At 58.5% G+C, this 22,034-nt stretch carries 24 protein-coding genes and 1 tRNA gene; 13 read left to right on the top strand and 12 right to left on the bottom strand.

Going from position 1 to position 22,034, the window contains the following annotated elements:
* Nucleotides 1–136: 136 nt before the first annotated feature.
* Together AZSI13_RS03905 and AZSI13_RS03900 are read right to left on the bottom strand one after the other, a co-directional pair.
* Complete coding sequence (locus AZSI13_RS03905) at nt 137–3,175, bottom strand: FimV/HubP family polar landmark protein (protein ID WP_201262296.1); 3,039 nt, start codon at nt 3,173–3,175, stop codon at nt 137–139.
* Nucleotides 3,176–3,284: 109 nt separating this feature from the next.
* Nucleotides 3,285–3,638 (bottom strand): helix-turn-helix domain-containing protein, encoded by a 354-nt coding sequence (locus tag AZSI13_RS03900; RefSeq protein WP_109039862.1) that lies wholly within the window; start codon nt 3,636–3,638, stop codon nt 3,285–3,287.
* Nucleotides 3,639–4,009: 371 nt separating this feature from the next.
* Here AZSI13_RS03900 and AZSI13_RS17200 point away from each other — a divergent pair, with 371 nt between their 5' ends.
* The 4 genes from AZSI13_RS17200 (at nt 4,010) to AZSI13_RS17435 (ending at nt 5,303) form a co-directional block, all read left to right on the top strand.
* On the top strand, nt 4,010–4,207 hold the full coding sequence (locus tag AZSI13_RS17200; RefSeq protein ID WP_133247256.1) for a hypothetical protein: 198 nt from the start codon (nt 4,010–4,012) through the stop codon (nt 4,205–4,207).
* Nucleotides 4,208–4,316: 109 nt separating this feature from the next.
* On the top strand, nt 4,317–4,718 hold the full coding sequence (locus tag AZSI13_RS17195; protein ID WP_133247255.1) for a hypothetical protein: 402 nt from the start codon (nt 4,317–4,319) through the stop codon (nt 4,716–4,718).
* Between the two features lie 78 nt (nt 4,719–4,796).
* The gene (locus AZSI13_RS03890) at nt 4,797–5,102 is read left to right on the top strand and encodes a hypothetical protein (protein ID WP_109039860.1); all 306 of its coding nucleotides are present in this window, start codon (nt 4,797–4,799) and stop codon (nt 5,100–5,102) included.
* A gap of 27 nt (nt 5,103–5,129) precedes the next feature.
* Complete coding sequence (locus AZSI13_RS17435) at nt 5,130–5,303, top strand: hypothetical protein (RefSeq protein ID WP_165833291.1); 174 nt, start codon at nt 5,130–5,132, stop codon at nt 5,301–5,303.
* 142 nt (nt 5,304–5,445) lie between these two features.
* Here AZSI13_RS17435 and AZSI13_RS03885 read toward each other — a convergent pair whose 3' ends face one another.
* Both AZSI13_RS03885 and AZSI13_RS17190 read right to left on the bottom strand, forming a co-directional pair.
* Nucleotides 5,446–5,745, bottom strand: a complete 300-nt coding sequence (locus AZSI13_RS03885; RefSeq protein WP_109039859.1) for a hypothetical protein — start codon at nt 5,743–5,745, stop codon at nt 5,446–5,448.
* A gap of 21 nt (nt 5,746–5,766) precedes the next feature.
* Entirely contained in the window at nt 5,767–5,982 is a 216-nt protein-coding gene (locus AZSI13_RS17190; protein ID WP_133247254.1) for a hypothetical protein, read from the bottom strand.
* Between the two features lie 454 nt (nt 5,983–6,436).
* Between AZSI13_RS17190 and AZSI13_RS03880 the strand changes: the two genes are divergently transcribed.
* The 8 genes from AZSI13_RS03880 (at nt 6,437) to AZSI13_RS03840 (ending at nt 13,651) form a co-directional block, all read left to right on the top strand.
* A complete protein-coding gene (locus AZSI13_RS03880) occupies nt 6,437–6,754 on the top strand; it encodes a hypothetical protein (RefSeq protein ID WP_109039858.1) in 318 nt (105 codons plus the stop codon).
* A gap of 187 nt (nt 6,755–6,941) precedes the next feature.
* Nucleotides 6,942–7,202, top strand: coding sequence for a major coat protein (locus AZSI13_RS03875; RefSeq protein WP_109039857.1), 261 nt, complete (start codon nt 6,942–6,944; stop codon nt 7,200–7,202).
* A 63-nt stretch (nt 7,203–7,265) separates the two neighbouring features.
* Nucleotides 7,266–8,678, top strand: coding sequence for a hypothetical protein (locus tag AZSI13_RS17185; RefSeq protein ID WP_133247253.1), 1,413 nt, complete (start codon nt 7,266–7,268; stop codon nt 8,676–8,678).
* Nucleotides 8,678–8,998 (top strand): DUF5455 family protein, encoded by a 321-nt coding sequence (locus AZSI13_RS03865; RefSeq protein WP_109039855.1) that lies wholly within the window; start codon nt 8,678–8,680, stop codon nt 8,996–8,998. The genes AZSI13_RS17185 and AZSI13_RS03865 overlap by 1 nt, the downstream gene beginning before the upstream one ends.
* A gap of 2 nt (nt 8,999–9,000) precedes the next feature.
* Nucleotides 9,001–9,987 (top strand): zonular occludens toxin domain-containing protein, encoded by a 987-nt coding sequence (locus AZSI13_RS03860; RefSeq protein ID WP_109039854.1) that lies wholly within the window; start codon nt 9,001–9,003, stop codon nt 9,985–9,987.
* Nucleotides 9,963–11,309, top strand: coding sequence for a type II secretion system protein GspD (locus AZSI13_RS03855; RefSeq protein WP_109039853.1), 1,347 nt, complete (start codon nt 9,963–9,965; stop codon nt 11,307–11,309). Before AZSI13_RS03860 ends, AZSI13_RS03855 begins: the two co-directional genes overlap by 25 nt.
* 83 nt (nt 11,310–11,392) lie before the next feature.
* The gene (locus tag AZSI13_RS17180) at nt 11,393–12,727 is read left to right on the top strand and encodes a hypothetical protein (protein WP_133247252.1); all 1,335 of its coding nucleotides are present in this window, start codon (nt 11,393–11,395) and stop codon (nt 12,725–12,727) included.
* 21 nt (nt 12,728–12,748) lie between these two features.
* On the top strand, nt 12,749–13,651 hold the full coding sequence (locus tag AZSI13_RS03840; protein WP_109039850.1) for a site-specific integrase: 903 nt from the start codon (nt 12,749–12,751) through the stop codon (nt 13,649–13,651).
* 196 nt (nt 13,652–13,847) lie between these two features.
* Here AZSI13_RS03840 and AZSI13_RS03835 read toward each other — a convergent pair.
* The 3 genes from AZSI13_RS03835 to AZSI13_RS03825 form a co-directional block, all read right to left on the bottom strand.
* Nucleotides 13,848–13,935, bottom strand: a tRNA-Ser gene (locus AZSI13_RS03835).
* Between the two features lie 88 nt (nt 13,936–14,023).
* Nucleotides 14,024–14,626 (bottom strand): response regulator transcription factor, encoded by a 603-nt coding sequence (locus tag AZSI13_RS03830; protein ID WP_109039849.1) that lies wholly within the window; start codon nt 14,624–14,626, stop codon nt 14,024–14,026.
* A 4-nt stretch (nt 14,627–14,630) separates the two neighbouring features.
* Nucleotides 14,631–16,574 carry an ATP-binding protein gene (locus AZSI13_RS03825; protein WP_235609648.1) on the bottom strand — a complete coding sequence of 648 codons (1,944 nt, stop codon included), beginning with the start codon at nt 16,572–16,574 and terminating at the stop codon, nt 14,631–14,633.
* Between the two features lie 444 nt (nt 16,575–17,018).
* Here AZSI13_RS03825 and AZSI13_RS03820 point away from each other — a divergent pair, with 444 nt between their 5' ends.
* Entirely contained in the window at nt 17,019–18,374 is a 1,356-nt protein-coding gene (locus AZSI13_RS03820) for a dicarboxylate/amino acid:cation symporter (RefSeq protein WP_109039847.1), read from the top strand.
* Nucleotides 18,375–18,565: 191 nt separating this feature from the next.
* Here AZSI13_RS03820 and AZSI13_RS03815 read toward each other — a convergent pair whose 3' ends face one another.
* Genes AZSI13_RS03815 through hscB form a run of 5 tightly spaced genes read right to left on the bottom strand, consistent with a single transcriptional unit; the run spans nt 18,566 to nt 21,904 of the window.
* Nucleotides 18,566–18,898: a hypothetical protein gene (locus tag AZSI13_RS03815; RefSeq protein ID WP_109039846.1), complete on the bottom strand. Its 333-nt coding sequence runs from the start codon at nt 18,896–18,898 to the stop codon at nt 18,566–18,568.
* A 51-nt stretch (nt 18,899–18,949) separates the two neighbouring features.
* Entirely contained in the window at nt 18,950–19,144 is a 195-nt protein-coding gene (gene iscX / locus AZSI13_RS03810; protein ID WP_109039845.1) for a Fe-S cluster assembly protein IscX, read from the bottom strand.
* Between the two features lie 11 nt (nt 19,145–19,155).
* Complete coding sequence (fdx, locus tag AZSI13_RS03805; RefSeq protein ID WP_109039844.1) at nt 19,156–19,497, bottom strand: ISC system 2Fe-2S type ferredoxin; 342 nt, start codon at nt 19,495–19,497, stop codon at nt 19,156–19,158.
* Nucleotides 19,494–21,374 (bottom strand): Fe-S protein assembly chaperone HscA, encoded by a 1,881-nt coding sequence (hscA, locus tag AZSI13_RS03800; protein ID WP_109039843.1) that lies wholly within the window; start codon nt 21,372–21,374, stop codon nt 19,494–19,496. The genes fdx and hscA overlap by 4 nt, the downstream gene beginning before the upstream one ends.
* Nucleotides 21,374–21,904, bottom strand: a complete 531-nt coding sequence (hscB, locus tag AZSI13_RS03795) for a Fe-S protein assembly co-chaperone HscB (protein WP_109039842.1) — start codon at nt 21,902–21,904, stop codon at nt 21,374–21,376. The genes hscA and hscB overlap by 1 nt, the downstream gene beginning before the upstream one ends.
* Nucleotides 21,905–22,034: the final 130 nt, after the last annotated feature.

Raw genomic sequence — 22,034 nt, 5'->3', positions numbered from 1 at the left:
AGGGGCTCCGCGCAGCCAATAGGCAAGGGATGTGGGCCAAACGGCAAGGACAGGGGGAGGAAAACAAAATGCCGCAGCCGGGCGAACCGGTCTGCGGCAAGTGTGATACCCGGTGGTAAAGCCGGGACAGCCAGAATCAGCTGGCGATTTGCTCCAGGATGGCGCGGGCCTTGTCCTGCTGCTCAGCGCTGCCCTCACCGAGGACTTCCTGCAGCAGCTCCCGGGCACCTTCCAGATCACCCATTTCCTGATAGGCCTTGGCCAGATCGAGCTTGGTGGCAACTTCCTGCAGGGCATCGTCGCTTTCATCACCCGCAGGAGCCGCCAGCTCAGCCTCAAGCTGAGCGCCCAACTCGGGATTGACCACGGTCTCGGCAGAATCGAAAGCGCTATCGGCTTCAAACGCTTCGGCAGCAGCCAGCTCGGGCATGACCACCGTTTCGGCAGCGGCCATGTCGGTCATGCTCAACTCGTCCGCCGGCAATTCCGTCAGCTCGATGGTTTCTTCGGCAGCCGGCACATCCAGAGCGGGAGCCCCTGCCTCGGCACCACTGTCGAGATCCAGGCTGATACCGGACAGGTCGAAATTATTGGGCGTGGCTTCCAGCGGAGCGGCAGACTCTTCCACGTCCAGGGGCATATCCAGGTCGAAAGACACCGGTTCAGGGGCTGCCTCTGCCACCGGCGCCGCTGCCTCCAGATCCAGATCGAAATCCACATCGCCAGCCGGCAGGCCAACCACCGTTTCTTCCATGGCGGGGACCGGCTCCGGTACTTCGGGCAGCTGGAAGTCCAGAACCTCAGGCGTTGACTCCAGCGTGGCAGAAGATGCATCACCGGCACCAAGGTCGAGATCAAAATCCAGAGCGCCGGACAGGGGAGGCTCTTCGAGCTTGACCGTTTCGTCCATTGCCGGCTCTGCAGCAGGTGCCCCCATGCCCAGATCGAAATCAAGACCCAGCAAGGCTTCGTCGCTAGCGGCGGGGGCAGGCTCGGCCAACGGAGCAGCGTCGGGTTCGGCTGCAGCCTCCGCCAGCTGGGACAGGGTACCAGGCAAGGTCACCGTATCCTTGAGGGCACTGCTGCCGACGATCATGGTGGCATCAGGATCGAAATCGGCTGCGGCAGCAGCGGCGGCTACGGGAACCGGGTTACCGCCATACAGCGGATTGGCCGGATCCAGCTTGCTACCCATGGCGGCAGCCTTTTCCCATTCGGCACCAACACCACCCGTCTGGGCGTAAAGCTCGCTTGCCAGGGTTTCGAATTGCTGCACGGCCTTGCGGTTGGAATAAATCTCCAGCAGCTTGGCGTGAATGGCAAAGCGCTTGGGATCCTTCTGCATGGCTTCGAGGAGGATTTCCTCGGCTTGGGCATCCCGACCGTAGGCCATGTAGACATCGGCTTCGGCCACCGGATCGACTTCATCGGTATCGATGGTGCCCGGCCCGGCCTGGCTGAAATCGGTTGCCGGCGTATTGGAGGTATCGACGCTCTGCCCGCCCGTGCTCTTGAACACGGAGTTGGCGCCAAGACTGGGCTGGGTAAGGCTATTGACCGGCGGCAGGGTCTCTTCGCTAGCGCCCTTGGCCTGACGGCGGCGGCGCACCACGGCAAGGCCGCCCAGACCGGCAACGGCTGCCAGAGCAGCACCCAGCAGGGGCAGATTTTCCAGCAGGTCATCCACCAGGCTCGGCTCCTCCACGGGTGGGGGCGGCGGCGGCGGTACCACAACCTTGGGCTTGGGCTTTTCTTCCGATACCGGAGCCTCGGCTGGCTTTTCCTCCGCCTTGGCAACTTCCACCGGCGCTGCGGCAGTGTCTGCCTTCGGCTCTTCGGGCTTGGCTTCCGGCTTGGTTTCCTGGGGGGCCGGCTCAGGCTTCACTTCGGGCTTCGGCTCAACCTTGGGCGGCACAGGTGCCGCCTCGGGGGCCTTGGCAACCGGGGCCGTCGGTGCTGGAGCGGGTACAGCCGGAGTGGCCGGAACAGCCGGTTTGGCCGCCTGCTTCTGCAATTCCGCCAGATTCTGGTTCTTCAACTCCAGAAGCTTCTGCAATTCGGAAACGTTCTTTTCCAGGGAAGCCATGCGCTGGCTGGCTTCCCGCAGTGCCTTGTCCTTGGCAATCAGGTCTTCTTCGCTGGCCTTGCCTGCACCGGCCTTGCCTGCACTGCCGGCTGCCTCGGTACGGCCAACTTTGACCTGATCCTTGGCTGCGGCGGCAGGGGCAGCCTTGTCGTCCACCTTGGCGGTGACTCGCCCGGCGGCAGTCTGGCTACCGCCCTCCTCCCGCACTGGCTCCTGGGCAACGGCACCGGCCAGCTTGCGGCGGTAATTGTTCCAGTCGGATGACTGGGCAAAGACGATCTTGCGGGCCTCGCCCGGAGACACGGCAGCAACGGAATCCTTGTCAGGCACGGAAAGAATCTTGCCGGCCTTGAGGCGGTTCATGTTGCCGTCAAAAGCATCCTTGTTAGCCCGATACAGGCCAACCAGCATCTGCTCCAGGGAAACACCCTCAGGGGCAGTTTCATTGGCGATCTTGCGCAGGGTGTCGCCACGCTTGACCTCAACGCTGCCCACGGCAGTGGCAGGAGCTTTTTCTGCCTTCTCGGCCTTCTCAGCCTTTTCCTCAGGTTTGGGTGCCGGAGCTTCGACCGGCTTGCGCTCTTCTGCGGCAACCTTGGGTTTGCCGGCCGCCTTGACAGGCTTTTCCTCAACAACCCGGGCCGCTGGCTTTTCCTCGACAGGTATCGGTGCCAGAGGGCGGGTTTCCTGGGACTTGGGCTGGCGCAATTCAACCGGAGAAACGACAGCCGCCCCCTTGGGAGCCAGTTCCGGAGGATCAAGCAGGAAAGTGTATTCGCGTACCAGCCGACCGGCAGGCCAACTCAGTTCCAGCAACATATCCACGAAGGGATCGTTAATCGGGCGATCAGAAGAGAGGCGGATGATCGGCTGGGTTCCCTTATGTTCAAGGGAAAAGCGGATGCCCAGAAGGGTGCTGGCGTATTCGATACCGGCCTGGTTGAACGCATCCTGGGAGGCCAGACGGGCGGTCATGCCGGCCACCTCCGCCTTGGTGGCCGAAATTTCCACCTCAGCCCGGAGCGGCTGCCCCAGACCGGAATAGACGGTAATTTTCCCCAACCCTGCCGCATCCGCCGCAAAGGGCATACACGCAAGTGCGGTTGCCAGGAGCGAGGCACGGATTTTCATATTGGTATGTTTGATTTTGGCCACGGCGCCACCCTGAGCGTCGGAATTTGGAATAATTAAAATAACATCATGAAGTTAGCAAGGCAAGCTCATTCACAGCTTTAGAAATGACGATTGCTATGCCTGTTGCTGCCAGGACACTCGCATGAATTCCATGCTGGATTAGGGGCTTCATGTTCATCCAGAAAGAGCGGGTCTTTTCGTCCTTTGCCCGTTGGATTTCCATGTCTCGAATTACTTCAAGCGGATCAATGCCCAGCGCATTTGCAATGATGAAAGCGGTTCGATTGTCGAAGGCGTTGCGTCCCGTTCTGTAGTGGCTAATTGCCGTCCGATTAAGGCCCAGCGTGTTTGCTAAGGCATTGTCGGATTTCACTTGAAGCGCCTTTTGCGCTGCATCTAAGTATTCGCTCGTATTCATTTCGTGCCCTCCTGCGGTTGTCCTTCGGGGCTGACTATATTTTCTGTTTAAACTCTTGACAACTGTTACGGCCGTAACTATGCTGGCGTCAAATAGTTACACACGTAACATGTCAAGAGTTTAGTCAATGATCGTCGCTTATCCAAATCGGATCAGAAGTGCAGCACTCCAGGCCAAACAAGGGAGCGAATAAAAATGATCGTCGCCGCAATACCCGCCTTAAGCCTCGTCCATGCCGCCCGCCACGGTTCCGGCAAATCCCCCGTCCGTCGCACTAATTACGCCTATCTCTCCGATGGTCGCGGCCGTCTTTGGGTCGGCCTCGTTGAACTGCGTCATGTCCAGGTCTTGGACACGGTGAGGATTCACTAATGCCCCCCGTCGTTCACCTGCTGCCCGCCGTTCCTCTCATGCACTGGCAAGCATTCGCCCGTTCTGTCGGACTGGATGAAGACGTAGTACGCGGTCTTTGTGACAAGGGGCACTTCCCTACTCTCAAGCTCGGCAAACACCGCTTCGTCAATCTGGCGAAGTTGGCTCAAACCTGCCTGGAGGTTGAAACCGAATAAGGCATTTAGGCAGGTGTCGCCGGGTTCGCCAAAAGTCCCCGCCGTACCGCCCTTCGGCGTCTCTCAAGGTTCCGGCGACACCTCCCTAAGTGCCTAAGGTATTACCGCTATGACTCAGGAAAGTGATTTTGATTTGTCAGGCTCCGAACATTCTTGGGCCAAAGACGATTGCCAAGCCAGCGTAAGTAATGACCCCAATGATTCGGCTGATAAGTCGTGCTTGCCCCCTGTTTTGGAGTATCCGCATGAGCAGTTGTTTGGCGGCTATTTGAATGATCAGGGTGGCGGCCATAAGCAAAAACAAAAACAAGACGGCGTCATTGAGCATTCCCATGGCTTTTGTCGCGTGATCAGTGTTGTTCATAAGTCGCGGTGGTTAGCAGTTCGTCAATTTTCATTGTCCGCGATTTCCAAGTTTGACTTGGATTTTTATGAGGGCGTCCAGGTTGGAATTGCTCTTGGTTTGTTGGTCGTTTTTTTGATTTTTTGTGCCGTGCTTGTAGTCGGCTAGTTCGTAAATTAACCGCTCCCGGGCCAACACCCCACCCGGACTGGCGGAACTGACGGGGTGCATTTGAAAGGATTCACCATGCAACGTATGACCGCTCAAGCCGTTCTCAATATCGAGGGCGCTTCCCGTTTTGACTTCGATGGTATCCAGGGCGTCAAGGTGTTCGCCTCTCAGGTTGCGGACCCTCATAACCTCAACGTCATTGGCCGCGAGATTATCGAATTCTCCTGCGACTTCGCGCTTTTCGAGTCGATGCGCGGCTACGGCTTCCCCATGGAATTCAAGTGCGATTTGGAATTTGGTCGTGCTTCCAAGGGTAAGGCCGGCACCAAGATTGTTTCCGTCCAGCCCGTCAAGCCTGCCGCTCAGCCCAAGGCCGCCTAATTCACGGTTTTTCGGGAGAACCGCACCATGGACCTGCGCATTATCAGTTGGTCAGCGTTCTTTGGCGTGTTTATCAGTGGTGCGCTGATTGCGCTGCACTGGTTTGTTGTTCGCTACTTCACTAAACACCGTTGGGCGGTGTTCTTTGGTGTGGTTTTCCTTGTTGCGTTTGTTGTGCTGGCTCTCTGTGCTACGGACTGACCATGCTTCGATCATTCGGCCTAGTGTTGCTTTTGACTGTCGTTTTGTACTGGTTGGTAGTTGCCCCGGTGGCGAACGCAGGCCGGGCAGTCGGTTATAACCCCGCCCAATATCTTGAGGCTCACCGATGAGCCGTCGAGAATTACACAAAACGGCGCTGAGCCTTCCCGGCCAGTGCTTCCAGTTCATCGCGGAAGGCCGCAAGCATCGCCCGGCCTTCCTGGTATCCGAAAAAGCTATACAGCGCCTGGGCGGCCTGCCGCGCCGCGTACTGTGCAGGCCGCCCCTTCCGCTTGCGGTTGTGGCTGCGGTCAATGAGTTGCGCGGCGGCTTTCATCATGTGGCGGGCCAAAACCGCCGGAGCGGCCTTGGCTTTCGCAAAGTCAATTTTCATCTGACGGGCCAGGAACTCAGCGGTTTTCTGGTATGCGCGGGAAAACATGGTAGTTGCTCCCAGGTCGAATTAAACAGTCAAGCCCAGCGCGGCGCGGATTCGCTGGCCGATGGTCTTCGGGGCCTTCTCAGCGGCTACGCGCGCGGCTTCCTGCTCCTTCTCTGCCGTGTCGATGACGGCATTCCATTGAGCCATCGTCATACGCTTCCCGCATCCAAGACAGCGGACACGGCCATTGCGATAGGAACGGGCGGTTTCGTGTCCGCAGGTGTTTTGCTTGTTCATTTTTGGGGCTCCCAGGTAGAGGTGACGGAAAGCGGCTGCGCTTCCTTCTCTGAAGTCGCCCAACGGGCGGTGCCGCTTGCCCTGGTGGGGCCCAGTCAAGTGGGACCGTGGAATAAATGGGGGGGCCCAACGGCTTCATCGTTGGGGGCAACCGTTTATGCCGCGAAAGCCCACTTTACGGGGTGCCAGGGTAAGCGACTTCAACCGGACGCCACAGGCGCCCAGTTGGCGGGCGGGAACGGCTTCTTGTTCCTGCGCGCTTTACTGGGGCAAGGGCCGCGTCCTTTGCGGGCCTTGATCCGGTCGTTGCTAGTAGGCGCGGACGTGACGCGCCTACGCGCTCTGCCCGTCGATAACCGCAGAGCCGCAAAGCGGCCCGCCGTATCGCATCAAAGCGGCTGCGGAGCCGCGCCCCGCTCGGTTCTTCGTACCTCTCGAATTCAGGAGGTGCCCCATGGCCTATAGCTTCAATGGCCGGTGCTACGCCACCCCGGAAGATGTGACAACGGCGGTAACGTCGTCCTTCCCCCGCGTCGATTCCACCGGCATGGCCTCTCTGTCGGGCGCCCCCACGGTCTCTGCCTCCGGTCTCCTCTCTTACTCCGTCCAGACCTCTCCCTATGCCGGTGGCGGTTCCATGACGGCCCAGGTCGTCCAGCTTCAGCCCTGCACCCAGACCTGGGCGGATTACCCCTTGTCATTCGTCGTGTTCGTCGTCGCTGTGTTCTTTGCACTGGCCATGGGGTTCTCCCATGGAAAGGGGTTGGCGTGACTTCTGCGGACCTTATCGAATTCGTTGGATATCTCGCCGGGGCCTATGCCGTTGGCTTTGCCGCAGGTTTTTACATGGCGACGTTCAAAAAAGCGGTAGGTCAGGTTTCGTAGTGCCCCCCGGTATGGGGCTGACCCATACCGGGCGACATTGCCCGCTTCCCTTAAATCTCTACAGGAGAGAAATCATGAAAAAGTACATGCAAGCTCGTCTGGATCAATTCAACCGTTCCCGCGCTGGTGCCGCCATCAAGGCTGGCGTGGTGACCGTGACCGGCTTTGCTGCTCAAGCCCATGCCGCTCTGCCGCCGGAAGCGGAAGCCGCTTTCAGCAAGATCACCTCCGGCGTTACCGATGTGCAGGCCCTGGCCTGGGTTGCCTTGGGCCTTTCCGTCGGCGGCTTCACCCTCATGCGTCTGGTGAAAAGGGGTGCCTCCCGCGCCATCTAACCCTGATGTGGGTGCCCCGCTTCGGTGGGGCTTTTGTTTAGCTGTCGTTATCTCGGGGCTGAAATGATTTGGCGCTTGTTCTTTTCAGTAGTTCTGGCAATTGTTGCTGCCCAGGCGCAGGCCGGTACGTTCACTAAGTGGCGTGAACAAGCGACTGACTATGATGTGTATGGGGAGACTTCTCCGCCATCCAGCTTTTTTCAGCAACACTGTAAAGCCGCCTACATTCCGAAGTTTTTCCAGTCCGTTAATTGGAAAGAAGCCGATTGGAATTCTCGCGGCTATTACGGCTATACGTCGTATGTTTCAGCCTCCGGCAGTCAGTCGAGCGGCAATATCGCTTGCGCGTTTATTTTTGTTTCTAACGTCACTTGCCCACAGGGTCAGGCCCCTGATGCTAAAACCGGCGTTTGCAAGCCCCCACCCCCCACTTGCAAGGCTGGTCAAAAACTTGATTCCGCTACTAACACCTGCGTTCCAGAATGCCCCCTTCGTGAATCCAAGGATTCCAGCGGCAGCTGTGTTGCTGATTCTGCCCCCGCTCCGGGTACTCCTGTTCCTGGCACTACACCTGATGCCCCCCCAGGTCAGCCGTCATTCCGCGACCCTTCCCAGGCAACTCCCCTTCCTGGAGAGACTGTCGTTACTAAGCGTTGGGGCGGCGGTCTTTCGTGTATTGGTGGATGGGAATTTCAGTATTCCGGCGGCTTCTGTGTCATTCCGTCTAACTCTGATTCTTCGCTTGATAACTGCACGTATTTTGACGCGCACTACACCGGCAACACCTGCGGTACCGAAAACCCTGAAACTCCGTCTAGCGGTGGCCCTGGTGTCCCAGGTTCTACCGATGGCAAAACCTGCGACGCAGGCTATACACAAGGCAGCATCACGCTAAACGGCGTGACGACTATCACCTGCACCCCAAACCCCACTAATCCAGGTTCTGGCACTGGCACTTGCGGTGGTGCAGGCCAGCCCGCATGTACTACTAATCCCACTTGCGGCGGCACAGGCCAACCCGCGTGTCCTACCAATACAACTTGCGGTGGTGCAGGCCAGCCTGCATGTCCTACCAATGGTACTGGTGGGACCACCACCGGCACTACTGGTGGCCCTATTGCTTGCGGAAGTGCTGGTGTTCCCTGCTCCGTCACATTCGAGCCCCCATTCCTGCCGTGGGGTGGTGTTGATAACACGGCCATCAATAAGGGATTTTCTGACCGCGAGGGAATGTTTGGTGAGATTGCCAAGATAGGTGACCAGAACGGCTTGTTGTCTTGGGCCTTCCTGCCTGAATTCCCTTCGTATGACTGCGTAGCTCCCCGGTTGGGTACTGGTCAGTTCTTTATTGATTGGTCGGGCTGGTGTGACCGTATGGGAATGGTTCGGGATCTGTTCGCCTATGTCCTTTACATCATCACGCTGTATGCCATGTTTCATGCCGTAACTGGAAGTCTCGGCGGAGGGGAGCGGTAATGATCTGGCTTGGAAACTTTTTGGCGGCGGTTGTTACTTGGTTTGCAAGTTACCTCGGCATTTCGCTTGCCAAAAAAACCATTTACGCCGTTGCTGCCATGGGTGCGTTCTTGGCGATTACAGCGGCATTTATTGCAGCATCCAAACTGCTAGTCGTCGGGATCGTCGCTGTGCTTCCCGCATGGGCCGCCCAAGGATTTGCCCAGGTAGTCCCGCCTAATCTTCCCGCGTGTCTCGGTGCCTATTCCGGCGTCCGTCTTGCTGTCTGGATTTACCGTTACCAGATGGAAAACCTTAAGTTGGCCAGCTACATCACCTGACCATGGCTGATTACCTTGTCACAGGAAAAAAGGGGAATGGCAAAGGGCTGTTCTGTGTGGGGGTCATTCGGGATGCCATAGCCCAAGGAAAGCGGGTGGCGACAAATATGGATATTTACCTGGATCACCTGCTGTCCCCTGGCAATCGCACCACGATTTTCCGCGTTCCTGATCGGCCCACGGTTGATGACATGCACGCCATAGGCCGGGGCCAGGATGGCGTTAATGAAGATGACAATGGTGTCCTCGTCCTTGATGAATGCTCCGCCATCTTCAATAGCCGCTCCTGGGGCGACAAAGAGCGCCAGCCCCTTCTGGATTGGTTGATTCATTCCCGTAAGTTGGGGTGGGATGTCTATTACATCTCACAGGGGCAGGAACAGCTGGATAAGCAAGTTCGCAGCACCCAGGCTGAGTATCACATCGCTGTAAAGCGTACGGATAAATGGCCTATTCCGTTCGTTACGCCCTTCTTCAAAACCTTCGGTATCAATATCCGGTTTCCAAAATTGCATGTCGGCATTGTTCGGCATGGGATGGAACGGGATGCGCTGTTTATCGAGCGTCGCTGGTATCGAGGGCGTGACTTCTATAACGCGTATGACACGCAACAAATATTTCTAGAACGTTCGCATCCCAAGGCGTGTGGGCTTCATACGGTGCTTAGCCCTTATCACATCAAGGGGCGCTATTTAGGGTGGTGGGCCATGTCGAAACAGTTGGTCTATGCCGGGGTGATTATCGGCATTGCGCTTGGATTCCCGGCAGGTGGTTACGGTGCCTGGATTGTGTGGGGTAAAGAGCGTCCTAAAGTGGGGCTGGAAAAGCTGGATACCTCAGTAAAGGCAACGGGCTGGATGTATGACGGTGCCACTCTCCGTGTCCAGCTTTCCGATGGTCGTATGGTGATTCCAGATCAATCCCTTAAAGATGATTTGGGCGCTCGTGTTCGCGTGGGGGATAAATGGTATTCCGTCGATTCGCATTGATAGCCGTAATTCTGGCGGCTCCGGCCTGGGCTGACCTGGGCATGAACTTCAAGTCAATCACGCCTCCGGCACTGGCTGAAGCGGTGATTAAAGGTGTACTTAATCGTGATTACGTCATGACCTCTGAAGTGCAGTCCATTACTACGCCGCTCACTATGAGCATTCGTAATGTCCCGTCAGATCAGGTCTTGAGTGTTCTGCGTAGCACCCTGGCAAGTGTCGGCATTCGCATTGAGGATCGAGGCGGGATTCTCTATGTCGAGCGTGGTACGCCCTCCCCTGTTGCAGTTGATTCGGTAGGTCATCAGGAGACCCTCACGCAATCCCAGCCCATGCTTGCAGGAATGTTTTCTAAGCCCGATCTTGCCGCGGATGGTGAGGTCTACAGCTACTTCCCGCGCAATCGTTCTCCTGAGTTTCTTGCTCAGGTCGTCAGGCTGTTCGGCGGCCATGTTGTTTCGTCTTCCAATGCCATGGCTCCTGGTGTCACTTCACCTGCCCCAGTACAGCCAAATCAGGCTAAAGCTGATGTGTTGATCTATAGGATCAGTGCAGAACGCAATGCCAAGCTCCTGAAGCTGTTGCAGGATATTGACCGCCCCCAGGCTAGCGTTAATGTCCGTGCGGCTGTTCTGGAGTATTCCCTCGGTTCTGAGTCTTCCCGCTCTGTCTCTGCGGTCTTTGATTTACTGCGCGGCAAGTTAGGGCTGTCCTATGCAGCGGGTAAGGTCGCCGCTAACACCATGACCTTCTCGGGCGCCAGTCTCTCTGCCGTTCTTTCCGCCGTTGATGGTGATAGCCGTTTTAAGTATGTCGCTGAACCGTCGTTGCGAGTGCTTGATGGGGAAAAGGCCCGGCTTACGGTGGGTCAGGAAGTCCCGGTTCGGGGTCAGGTTACCCAGGACCGCAACGGGAATTCTCTTCAGGCGGTGGAATACAAACCCTCTGGCGTCATTCTCTCTTTAGAGCCCCGTATCTATCGGGATGCGATCACGCTGAAGATCGGCCACGAAATTAGCAGCTTTTCTCAAACCACTACAAGCCAGATTGATAGTCCCACTCTTCGTAAGCGTGGCGCTGAAACCGTTGTAAGCGCCCAGCCCGGCGAGTTGATTGTCATTGGGGGTATGGATTCAACGGAAGAGTCTAGTAGCACTACAGGGCTTGCATTCCTTCCTTCCTGGCTCCGGGGTTCTTCCCAGTCGGTGTCACGGTCCCAGGTTCTCCTGATGCTTGAGTTGTCTGATGCCTCCGGCATTGGCCCGCGAGGTGGCGCGGTGGCCGACGAAGGCGCGCCCCGCGCCCCTCCTGGCGGCCCCTAGGACGTGCCTGTAGCACGTCTCACAGAAAAGCAGAAAAAGGACCGTTACACCACATTGCACCACTATGTACCACAAGGGCGAATATGAATAAGAAATTGAAAACATGGGAGCGGTTCTCTCTTGAGAGCCTTGTTGAGAATGTTGCAGACCCCAAGGGGCGCTTGTTTCTCTCTGAGCTAGGTCAGATCAACCTGACCGGCGTAAAAGTCGTTCATAGCGGCCTGGATACCGTCAAGCAACTCTATTCCGGGGAAATAATCCTGGAGCAGTTCCAGGTCATTGAACGGCTTTACGGCGAAGGCTTCGGGGAATGCGTCGAACTCGGCGGTCATGTCTGGATGATCGGTTCGGGTGGTGCCTCCGGTTACCAATTCCGCCTTCAGAATTCCGACCTCGGCCTGATCATTTTTCTCAAGTCCCGTTACGCCGAACAAGACAAAGATTTTTCCCATCTCAAAATCGAGTGTTCTCCCCATTGGCTTCTTCCTCGCTCTGTCGAAGTCATGAAACGCGAACTGGATGACCTCGCTAGGCTCTTCCTGCGCAATCCCTCTGGCTCCGGCTGCGCGCCCCATGTTTGCGTCGATGTGCAGGGCTGGGAGCCGCCCCAAAACTTTTCTGATCGGCTCGTTACCCGTGCGCGTCGCCTTATCTCCCATGACTCTTGCAAAGTGCTCTACATGGATATGGGTGAGGTCGCGCTCCGTTACAACAAGGGGCAATCCTTCTTGTTTGGCTCTGCCTCTAGTGTGCAGATGGCGGTCTATCGGAAAGACGTTCAAGCCAAGGCCACAGACAAACTCGATTTTTGGCAAAGCACCTGGTCAAAAGCTGCCGGTGATTCCTTTGATCAAAGCGCCTATGACCCCACCAAGCCCGTATGGCGCATTGAGCTTCGCTTTCATCATTCCGTTTTGCAGGATTTCGCCCGGGGTGCTGCTCAGCAATGTGAGTACGGTTCAAGTCTCCAGGGCGGCATTTGGTCTCACATTCAAGGTGTATCAAATCACCTTACTGGCCTTTGGCGCTACGGTCTGACCGGCTTCCGTCTCGAAGTCCAGGGGGATCGCCCTTCAGATCGCTTTATTGACCCTATGTGGCAATTGCTCATGGAAGACATTACCTATTTCAAGCCCGTTGGTGACCTGCTCTATAAGCGAGTCAAGAAAACTCCGGGCCTGGGCAATGAGAAAAATCTCATGCTTGCCGTTGGTAACTTGTTGAGTCTTTACGCCAGGAACCGCTTTCCGCCAAAAAAAGCGCTTCAATGCCTGAAAGACAGTGGCATTTATGATGACCTCTGTGCTTACATGGAGCGCCGCGCTAATGCCGACTATCGCAACTTCCGGGAGTCCGAAATTTTAGAGTTCGTTACAAAGGCTCTTCAGTTGCGGACCTTGCTGGGCAAAGCTGCATGATGGGTGGTTAAATTCGGGTCCATGGATGCCCCCTTGTTCTCGTTTGATTCGCTTTCGCCGGATTGCTCCTGTGCTGACTTTTTGTTGGCTTATTCGATGTTGGCCAGGAGGGAGCAAAGAGGCTTTGCCCGTGTTGCGTGGGTCTGTGAGAAGTGGCGGGATTACTTTGGGGATCGGCCTGTATCTTCACTCACCCGTCCAGACATTAGCCGCTACATTGATTTTCGCCGTATGCATGGCTTGTCTAACTCAAGCATTAACCGCGAAATATCCGTTCTGAGTGCCGCGATTAACTACGCGGTCAAGCGTTGGGGCTGGAACATTTCTAACCCCGTTTCCGGGCTCTATCTCAAGATGCCCGAAGGTCGTACGCGGTGGCTGACAAGAGAAGAGGCTTCCAGGTTGTTGTCAGTGGCCCGGGAAAGCCGCGCAATCCATCTCCACGACTTTATTAGGCTCGCCCTTAATACAGGGATGCGGCGGGGTGAAATGCTGCGCCTAGAGTGGCGCCGTGTTGATTTCACGGCAAAGCGTATTTTGCTTGAGGGAATTCACACCAAGAATGGGAAGCGGCGTTACGTACCGCTAAATCGTACTGCGCTGGATGCGTTGCGCTCCAGGTTGCATTTCAGGGATCAGAAGGTTCCGGGGTCGCCGTGGGTGTTTCTACAAAAAAATGGCAAGCCTGTTCTTCAAGTGGGTTTTGCGTTTCGGCAGGCGTTGGAAAAAGCGGGGATCGAAGATTTCCACATTCACGATATGCGGCATACCTTCGCGAGCTGGTTGGTGCAGGAGGGGGTTCCGCTGTCAGAGTTGCGGGATCTCTTGGGGCACTCGTCGATTACACAGACCGAGCGTTACGCGCATCTAGCCCCGGGTGGGCTGCATAAGGCCGTTCAAATCCTTGATGATTTCCTTGCATGAAGTTAGCAAGGCAAGTTCACGTAGTACGGAAAAAACGGCGTTGCTTCAGACAGCTTCTGGAGAAATAGGGGAAAGCCCTGCTAGTACAGGAGCATGGCGCAGACGGAAGAATTTTTCAGTGGGCCAGCGGCATGTTCCTTACGGAAGGAAGCAGCAAAAGAAAACGGCCCTGGAAAGGGCCGTTTTCTGGGTGTTCTGGCGGAAGCGGTGAGATTCGAACTCACGGACCCTTGCGAGCCGGCTGTTTTCAAGACAGCTGGGTTAAACCACTCCCCCACGCTTCCAGACTTTCGATTTGCCCGCCGGCCAGGAGAAAACAGCAACGGGAAGCAGAATCGGGGGCGGATCATAGCACAGGCCGCCGGGAGGGAATCAGGGCTTGAGCAACTGGGCCAGTTCCACTGCAGTGCGGACTCCCATTTTCTCGAACAGGTGGGCCCGATGCACTTCCACCGTACGCATGCTGATCTGCAGGTCATCGGCGATGACCTTGTTGAATTTTCCCTCCAGGATCAGATCCATGATCTGCCGCTCCCGGGTGGTCAGGGTGTTGAGACGGGACTGGACCGAGGCGTTGATGGCCTGCTTGGCCTGATTACGCGCATCCGTATCCATGGCTTCAATGACCCGATTGACCAGCTCGTTGTCGTTGAAGGGCTTCTCCACGAAGTCGAAGGCGCCCTTCTTGAGGGCCGAGACGGCCATGGGCACATCGCCGTGCCCCGTCAGGAATATCACCGGCAAGGCCAGCCCGCGCCCTTGCAGCAGGTCGAACAGCTCCAGGCCACTCATGCCGTCCATACGGATATCCAACAGCAAACATCCCTGGAAATCCGCCTCGGCCTGCTCCCAGGCATCGAGGAAGCCCTTGGCGCTGGACCAGGTGGTGCTTTCCACGCCCCGGGACTGCAGCAGCCAGGACAAGGCATCACGGATGGCCTCGTCGTCGTCGATGATATGGACTTTTGCACTCACGCCATCACTCCCAATCCAGCGGCAAAGTAAAGATGAACACGGTTCCGCCTTCCGCCCCCGGCTCGAACCAGAGGCGCCCCCCGTGGAATTCTATGACGGATCGGCATATGTTGAGCCCCATGCCCATGCCTTCCGTCTTGGTGGTAAAAAAAGGGGAAAACAGCTTTTCCGCCACTTCCGGCCCAATGCCGCAGCCCCGGTCGGCAATGCAGACTTCGACCTGCCCTTCCAGCACCTGGGCTTCGACGATCAATTGCCGGCGCTCCACCGGGGTGGCCGCCATGGCATCGATGCCGTTGCGCATCAGATTGATCATGACCTGGCCCAACAGCACCGGGTCGGCCAGCAGTTTCGGCAAATGGGGTGGCAGCAGTCGCAAGACCTGCACCTGCTGCTTGCGGGCCAGGGGTTCGACGAAGGCAATACTGTCGTCAATGACGTCATAGAGCTGGCAAATCACCCGCTGGGGCTCTCGGCGGCGGACAAAATCATGCACCCGCCGGATGATGCGTCCCGCCCGCTGGGCCTGCAAAGCCAGCTTCTGCAGGGCGCCGGACAGCTCATCACTGGAGTAGGCGCCGGATTCGAGACGATTCAGGCAGCCCGTGGTGTAACTGGCAATGGCAGAAAGCGGCTGGTTCAGTTCGTGAGCCAGGGTGGAGGCCATTTCCCCCATGGTCACCAGACGTGCCGTCAATTCCAGTTTTTCCTGCTGCTGTCGCTGCAAGGCCTGGGCCTTTTTGCGTTCGGAAATATCCACTACAGAACTGATCCAGCCGGTCTGGCGCCCGGCAGCATCGATCAGGGGAGTGGCGTAGACCATGGTGTGCACCGTATGGCCATCCCGATGACGGATGCCCGCCTCAAAACCTTCGTTAGGTGCGTGGCCGGTAAGTACCAAGGCATTTTGCTCTTCGTGGGTATCCAGACTATTGGGGTCCCAATAGGGCAAGGGCGGCAAACGCCCCACCAGTTCTTCAGCGGCATAGCCGCACATGCGGCAGAAGGCAGGGTTGACGTAGGTGATGCGCCCTTCCATGTCCCGCGCCCGCATGCCGATGATCATGGAATCCTCCATGGCCTGTCGAAAGGCATGTTCATCCCGCAGGGCCTGCTCAGCCGCCAGGCGCTTGCGGATCAGGCTGCGGATGGCAAACAGGCTCCAGAACACTGCTCCGGCCAGTACGATGATGGCCCCGGCCAGCACCAGCTGGGCCGGATTGCCTGCCCCCCGATAGGCAATGCCTTCAAGCATCAGGCCGTGGCCCGGGGGATCGAACGGCAGGGAATAGGACAGCCCCGGCTCCCCCTGGATATTGGATTTGCTGGCGAGGACGCTGCCGCTGTCGTCGAGGATGCGTAGCTGATACTTTTCAGCAAACCACCAGGGCACCAGGTGGGTCAGCATGGACTTCAGGGAATAGACGGTGACCAGCGCACCGGCAAACTCCCCCTGATGGTAAATGGGCACAAACAACTCGATCTGGGCCCCCAGGGGTGCTGCCTGGTAAGGATCGGTATAGGTAGCCTTGCCCAGCTTGTGGGCAAAATCAAAGGCATCCCGGGTGACGGGGGAGCCGAAGATATCCACCTCCTGATGGTCCGACACCTGGTTGGGGTAGGCATCCACCACCTTGCCGGAGGCGTCCAGCCAGATCAGTTGCTCCACCTCCGGATTGTTCTTGACGATATGCTGGGCCCGCACCTTGAAGATATGGGCCGGGCTGCGCTCCCGCTGCTTGCCTCTCTCGGCGGCGGCCGTACCCATATCCAGGCCGGTCTGGTTGACCAGCTCCTCATTACCGGCAAGATGGAAGCGGAAACTCTGTTCAATCCAGAGAATGTCAGCGATCAAGGTATCCCGCTGTTCCTCCACGTCGTTGCGATGCAACAGCCAGAGCAGGCTAACCAGCGACACCACTAGCAGGCCGACGGCGAGCTTGGGCATCAGCAACGTCCAACGCGGCCAGTGCAGGCTGGCAAAGGGCGAACTCAGGGGGCTGCCCTTGCCGCTCCGGGCCGTACCGGCTTCCGTGTCATTGGGAAAAGTTCTCATATGGGCGGCATGTTACCCCAGGCGGGTCGCCGTTTACTTGAAACGGATCACCTTTTCACCCCATTTGCCGCACCTGCCAGCATGGCGGCGGCAAACCACTGCAATCCCCTGCCCCGCGCCACGGACGGAGCCTCTTCTCACCAAACCGGCGCCAACTCACCGCCTCCTGCCGATTGCTCAGCAGCGCAGGATGTCGGATATCCACAATGGTCCAAGACTATTACGTACGTAAGAATTCGCGTCCATTGTGGCAGCCGCCGTGCCGGAGTGGGAAATATGGGAAATCCGACCACTTGCGCTCGACAGCCAGCGCCACCTTTTCCGATCGGAGATTCCATGTCCCACAAACCCTTCTACAAGCGCCTGTATGTTCAGGTGCTGTTCGCCATCGTTCTGGGTGTCGCCCTCGGCGCCTTCTACCCCCAGACCGGCGCCACCATGAAACCCCTGGGCGACGCCTTCATCAAGCTGATCAAAATGATGATCGCCCCGATCATCTTCTCCACCGTGGTGGTCGGTATCGCCAAGATGGGCGACATGAAGGAAGTGGGCCGGGTCGGCCTGAAAGCCCTGGTGTACTTTGAAGTCGTCTCCACCGTGGCCCTGGCGATCGGCCTGATCGTGGTCAATATCCTGCAGCCCGGTGCCGGCATGAATGTGGACCCGGCGACCCTGGACACCAAGGCCATCGCCAACTACGCCGCGGCAGCCCACAACCAGAGCACCGTCGATTTCCTCATGAACATCATCCCCAACAGTGTGGTGGATGCCTTCGCCAAGGGTGAAATCCTCCAGGTGCTGCTGTTCTCCGTACTTTTCGGCCTGGCCCTCTCCCGTCTCGGCGCCAAGGCCCAGCCCCTGGTGAAGATCCTGGACGAGTTCTCCCACGGCCTATTCGGCGTCATCGGCATGATCATGCACTTCGCCCCGATTGGCGCCTTCGGGGCCATGGCCTTTACTATCGGCAAGTACGGCATCGGTTCCCTGAAGCAGCTGGGCTTCCTCATGGCCAACGTGTACATCACCTGTGCCCTGTTCGTCTTCGTCATCCTGGGCCTGATCGCCAAGTTCACCGGCTTCTCCCTGCTCAAGTTCCTGGCCTACATCAAGGAAGAACTGCTCATCGTGCTGGGCACCTCCTCCTCCGAATCCGCCCTGCCCCGCATGATGACCAAGCTGGAAAACCTGGGCTGCCACAAGCCCGTGGTCGGCATGGTCATCCCCACCGGCTACTCCTTCAACCTGGACGGCACCTCCATCTACCTGACGATGGCGGCCATCTTCATCGCCCAGGCCCTGAACGTGCCCCTGACCCTCTCCGAACAGCTGACCATCCTTGGCGTACTGTTGCTCACATCCAAGGGTGCTGCTGCGGTGACTGGCGGTGGCTTCATCACCCTGGCAGCCACTCTGGCCACCCTAGGCGGCAAGCTGCCGGTGGAAGGCCTGGCCCTGCTTCTGGGGGTGGATCGCTTCATGTCCGAAGCCCGCGCCATCACCAACCTGATCGGCAACGGTGTGGCCACCGTGGTGGTCTCCAAGTGGGAAAATGCCCTGAATACGGACCGCATGACCCGCGTGCTGAACGGTGAAACCGTGGAAGAAGCTGACGAGCCGGAGGAAGTGGCGGATCAAACCCTGGCTGCCGTCGATCTGGCCATCGTCAAACCCAGCACCCCGGCCGCTGCCTGATCGGGACCCTGTGCTACCCATGAAAAAGCCGCCCAAGGGCGGCTTTTTCTTTGCCTGAAACTGGAGGAAAAATCCATTGGCGCAGCATGCATCAAGTCGGGAAGATGCGTGACTGATCCAAGCGACTTCCACACCGGAGCTGGCGCGGGCGCATGATCCGCGGAAAGCGGCAGCAACGCCGCGACAATGTTTCAGAGGCGGGTGCCCAAATCCTGTTCCAGGGCATCCTGGCGCTTCTTGCGCAGGCCTTCCGGCATGCGCAGGGTTTCCCGGTCCCAGCCTTCCATCTCCAGCACCTTGTCGAGACAGGATTCCAGTTCGGCATGGGCTTGCTGGGTGGATTGGGCAATCAGTTGATGCACCGGCATCTCATTGTCCGGCGATTCCAGGCAATCGAGCTGATAGCGGTAAAGCCCGCGAAGATCACGGATGGAGGCGGCCACCTGGGCTGGGCAGGCGCACATGTAAATCGTCGCCTCATCGACAATCCGCTCCAGTTGCTGGTCGGTAAAACGTTGTTGCATGGCGTCCACTCCCCTCTAAAGCAGATTCATACGGATTGTTATGGGCAGCTGCTACTGAACTTCGTCAATCCATGCTCCCTGGATTGCCTCAAGAATCTTTTCGCCACAGTGCTTGGGATCGTCGCTGAACCCCGGCAGGGCCATGACCCAGTTCATCAGATCAACGAAGTTGACCTTGGTAGGGTCCACATCCGGGTGGGTGTCAGTCAGTTCAATTGCGATATCGTTGATGTCAGTCCATTTCATGGCGGTCTCCTCTAGTGCTTGCCTTCTTTGGCCATGTTGATGGTGTACTTGGGAATCTCCACCACCAGAGGCGTGGTCTTGACGATGGCCTGGCAGGACAGGCGGGAATGAGGCTCCAAGCCCCAGGCCTTGTCCAGCATGTCCTCTTCCAGATCCTCGGCGGCCTCCAGGGAATTGAAGCCTTCCCGAATGACAACGTGGCAGGTGGTGCAGGCACAAGATTTCTCACAGGCATGCTCGATTTCGATGTCGTGCTGCAGCAGGACATCGCAGATGCTGGTGCCGGGCTCGGCCTCGATCACAGCGCCCTCGGGGCATAGTTCCTCATGGGGCAGGACGATGATCTGGGTCATTCTTCTTCTCCGATTTTCACGTCGTCCACCCGTTTGCCGGCAAGGGCGCGCTTGATGCTCTTGTCCATGCGGCGGGCAGCGAATTCATTGGTTTCCAGGGCCAGCAGGTCCATGCCGTGGTTGATGGCATGACGATCATCGCCCTGGATAAGGGTGCGCAGTTTCTCCAATGCCACATCCACCCGGGCCCGCTCGCTGGCGTCCAGCAGCTGGGCGTCTTCCTTGAGCGCCGCCTCGGTGGCTTCGAGCAGGCGGTCCGCTTCGACGCGGGCCTCTTGCAGGGCACGACGGAAGGCATCGTCCTTGGCGTTATCCAGGGAGGCTTGCAGCATGCCGGTGATTTCGTCGTCGGTGAGGCCGTAGGACGGCTTCACCGCCACGGAGGCTTCCACGCCGGAGGTCTGCTCCCGGGCGGTGACGGAAAGCAGGCCATCCGCATCCACCTGGAAGGTGACGCGGATGCGCGGCGCCCCGGCCACCATGGGCGGAATGCCCCGCAACTCGAAACGGGCCAGGGAACGGCAGTCGGAAACCAGTTCCCGTTCGCCCTGGACGACATGAATGGCCATGGCCGTCTGGCCGTCCTTGAAGGTGGTGAATTCCTGGGCCCGTGCCACGGGAATGGTGGAATTGCGGGTAATAACCTTTTCCGTCAGGCCACCCATGGTTTCCAGCCCCAGGGAGAGGGGAATCACGTCCAGCAGCAGCCAGTCATCCCCGGCATTGCGGTTGCCGGCCAGCAGATTGGCCTGGGTCGCGGCCCCCAGAGCCACTACCTTGTCCGGGTCCAGGTTGGTCAGGGGCTCCTGGCGGAAGAACTCGCCCACGGCCTTCTGGATGGCGGGGATACGGGTGGCACCGCCCACCATGACCACACCCTTGACGTCGGTGGGACGCAAACCGGCATCCCGCAGGGCCTTCTTGCAGGGCTGCAGGGTCTTGGCCACCAGGGTCTGGGTGATGTCGTTGAAGGTCTCGGCCGTGAGCTTGAGGTCCACCAGTTCGCCGCTGGTCAGCTTGGCGGTGATGGGCGCTTCCATGTGGCTGGTCAGGTATTCCTTGGCTTCCCGGGCCTTGGTCAGCAGCAGACGGTTGTCCTTGGGGGCCAGGGGCGCCAGCTTGGCCGTCTCGCTGATCCAGCAGAGGATGCGCTGGTCGAAGTCGTCGCCGCCCAGGGCGGAATCACCGCCGGTGGCCATGACCTCGAAGACGCCCTTGGAAAGGCGCAGGATGGAAATATCGAAGGTGCCGCCCCCCAGGTCGTAGACGGCGTAGATGCCTTCGGAGGCGTTGTCCAGGCCGTAGGCGATGGCAGCTGCGGTGGGCTCGTTGAGCAGGCGCAATACGTTGAGGCCGGCCAGACGGGCTGCATCCTTGGTGGCCTGGCGCTGGGCGTCGTCGAAATAGGCGGGCACGGTAATCACCGCCCCCACCAGTTCGCCCCCGAGAGCGGCTTCGGCGCGCGCCCGCAGGACCTTGAGGATATCGGCGGAGACTTCCACCGGGCTCTTCACGCCGGCCCGGGTTTTGAGGCGCACCATGCCGGGAGCCACCTGGAAATCGTAAGGAGCCGATTCCACATGGCCAATGTCTTCCAGACCCCGGCCCATGAAGCGCTTGACGGAAACAATGGTGTTCTTGGGGTCCAGGGCCTGCTGGGCCTGGGCCTCGATGCCAACCACCACCTCGCCTTCCGGCAGGTAGCGCACCACGGAGGGCAGCAGGGCCCGACCGTCCTCGTCGTTGAGGACCACGGCCATGCCGCTGCGCACGGTGGCAACCAAGGAGTTGGTGGTACCCAGGTCGATCCCCACCGCCAGCTTATGCTCGTGGGGCAGTTCGGACTGGCCGGGTTCGGCGATTTGCAGTAGGGCCATTATTGGTCTTCCAGGGCCACCAGGGCCTCGTCAATATCGTGTTGCAGCTTTTCCAGGAACATCAGGCGGCGGGTCAGGTCGGCCGCCGCGGAGTAGTCGGCCTGCTGGTCGAACAGGGCTCCCAGTTCCGCATAGCGTTCGGCGATCTGGTCCCGCAGACGGAAATGCAGGTCTTCCAGTTCATCCACCTGGCCGGCCTGCCGCGCTTCTTGCACGGCTTCGCGCCATTCCATCTGTTCCATGAGGAAATCCACGGGCATGGCCGTGTTGTTCTCGGCACCCACGTCGTGGCCCGCCAGATGCAGCAGGTACTGGGCCCGCGGCAGCGGCTTCTTCAGGGACTGGTAGGCCTCGTTGACCCGGGTGGCCCATTGCATGGAAAGGCGCCGATCCGCGTCGGAAGCGTCGGCGAACTTGTCCGGATGCACCTGGGCCTGGGCTTCGCGGAAGCGAACATCGAGAATGCCCTGGTCCACATTGAAGACCCGGGGAAGCCCGAAGAGGGTGAAATGATCAGCGTTGAAATCCATGGCGGCCCCGATTGTAGTTTTTTTCGGCGATTCAGACTTCAGCAAACGCCAAAGCGAAGCTGGGGCTAGGCGCAGCCTGCGCAGATGACCCCAGGGAATCCCTGTGGGACAGTGCGAGTAGCACGGCAAG

Source organism: Azospira sp. I13 (assembly GCF_003112695.1).
In the GTDB taxonomy this organism is placed as follows: Bacteria; Pseudomonadota; Gammaproteobacteria; order Burkholderiales; family Rhodocyclaceae; genus Azospira.
The sequence above is the reverse complement of the archived record's forward strand: the minus strand, read 5'-3'. Positions and strand labels throughout refer to the sequence as shown.

Excerpts from the sequence above, each read along its gene's own strand:
- AZSI13_RS03905 (WP_201262296.1), bottom strand. The coding sequence starts at position 3,175 with ATGCCCTTTGCGGCGGATGCGGCAGGGTTGGGGAAAATTACCGTCTAT.
- AZSI13_RS03900 (WP_109039862.1), bottom strand. The coding sequence starts at position 3,638 with ATGAATACGAGCGAATACTTAGATGCAGCGCAAAAGGCGCTTCAAGTG.
- AZSI13_RS17200 (WP_133247256.1), top strand. The coding sequence starts at position 4,010 with ATGCCCCCCGTCGTTCACCTGCTGCCCGCCGTTCCTCTCATGCACTGG.
- AZSI13_RS17195 (WP_133247255.1), top strand. The coding sequence starts at position 4,317 with ATGACTCAGGAAAGTGATTTTGATTTGTCAGGCTCCGAACATTCTTGG.
- AZSI13_RS03890 (WP_109039860.1), top strand. The coding sequence starts at position 4,797 with ATGCAACGTATGACCGCTCAAGCCGTTCTCAATATCGAGGGCGCTTCC.
- AZSI13_RS17435 (WP_165833291.1), top strand. The coding sequence starts at position 5,130 with ATGGACCTGCGCATTATCAGTTGGTCAGCGTTCTTTGGCGTGTTTATC.
- AZSI13_RS03885 (WP_109039859.1), bottom strand. The coding sequence starts at position 5,745 with ATGTTTTCCCGCGCATACCAGAAAACCGCTGAGTTCCTGGCCCGTCAG.
- AZSI13_RS17190 (WP_133247254.1), bottom strand. The coding sequence starts at position 5,982 with ATGAACAAGCAAAACACCTGCGGACACGAAACCGCCCGTTCCTATCGC.
- AZSI13_RS03880 (WP_109039858.1), top strand. The coding sequence starts at position 6,437 with ATGGCCTATAGCTTCAATGGCCGGTGCTACGCCACCCCGGAAGATGTG.
- AZSI13_RS03875 (WP_109039857.1), top strand. The coding sequence starts at position 6,942 with ATGAAAAAGTACATGCAAGCTCGTCTGGATCAATTCAACCGTTCCCGC.
- AZSI13_RS17185 (WP_133247253.1), top strand. The coding sequence starts at position 7,266 with ATGATTTGGCGCTTGTTCTTTTCAGTAGTTCTGGCAATTGTTGCTGCC.
- AZSI13_RS03865 (WP_109039855.1), top strand. The coding sequence starts at position 8,678 with ATGATCTGGCTTGGAAACTTTTTGGCGGCGGTTGTTACTTGGTTTGCA.
- AZSI13_RS03860 (WP_109039854.1), top strand. The coding sequence starts at position 9,001 with ATGGCTGATTACCTTGTCACAGGAAAAAAGGGGAATGGCAAAGGGCTG.
- AZSI13_RS03855 (WP_109039853.1), top strand. The coding sequence starts at position 9,963 with ATGGTATTCCGTCGATTCGCATTGATAGCCGTAATTCTGGCGGCTCCG.
- AZSI13_RS17180 (WP_133247252.1), top strand. The coding sequence starts at position 11,393 with ATGAATAAGAAATTGAAAACATGGGAGCGGTTCTCTCTTGAGAGCCTT.
- AZSI13_RS03840 (WP_109039850.1), top strand. The coding sequence starts at position 12,749 with ATGGATGCCCCCTTGTTCTCGTTTGATTCGCTTTCGCCGGATTGCTCC.
- AZSI13_RS03825 (WP_235609648.1), bottom strand. The coding sequence starts at position 16,574 with ATGCCCAAGCTCGCCGTCGGCCTGCTAGTGGTGTCGCTGGTTAGCCTG.
- AZSI13_RS03820 (WP_109039847.1), top strand. The coding sequence starts at position 17,019 with ATGTCCCACAAACCCTTCTACAAGCGCCTGTATGTTCAGGTGCTGTTC.
- AZSI13_RS03815 (WP_109039846.1), bottom strand. The coding sequence starts at position 18,898 with ATGCAACAACGTTTTACCGACCAGCAACTGGAGCGGATTGTCGATGAG.
- iscX (WP_109039845.1), bottom strand. The coding sequence starts at position 19,144 with ATGAAATGGACTGACATCAACGATATCGCAATTGAACTGACTGACACC.
- fdx (WP_109039844.1), bottom strand. The coding sequence starts at position 19,497 with ATGACCCAGATCATCGTCCTGCCCCATGAGGAACTATGCCCCGAGGGC.
- hscA (WP_109039843.1), bottom strand. The coding sequence starts at position 21,374 with ATGGCCCTACTGCAAATCGCCGAACCCGGCCAGTCCGAACTGCCCCAC.
- hscB (WP_109039842.1), bottom strand. The coding sequence starts at position 21,904 with ATGGATTTCAACGCTGATCATTTCACCCTCTTCGGGCTTCCCCGGGTC.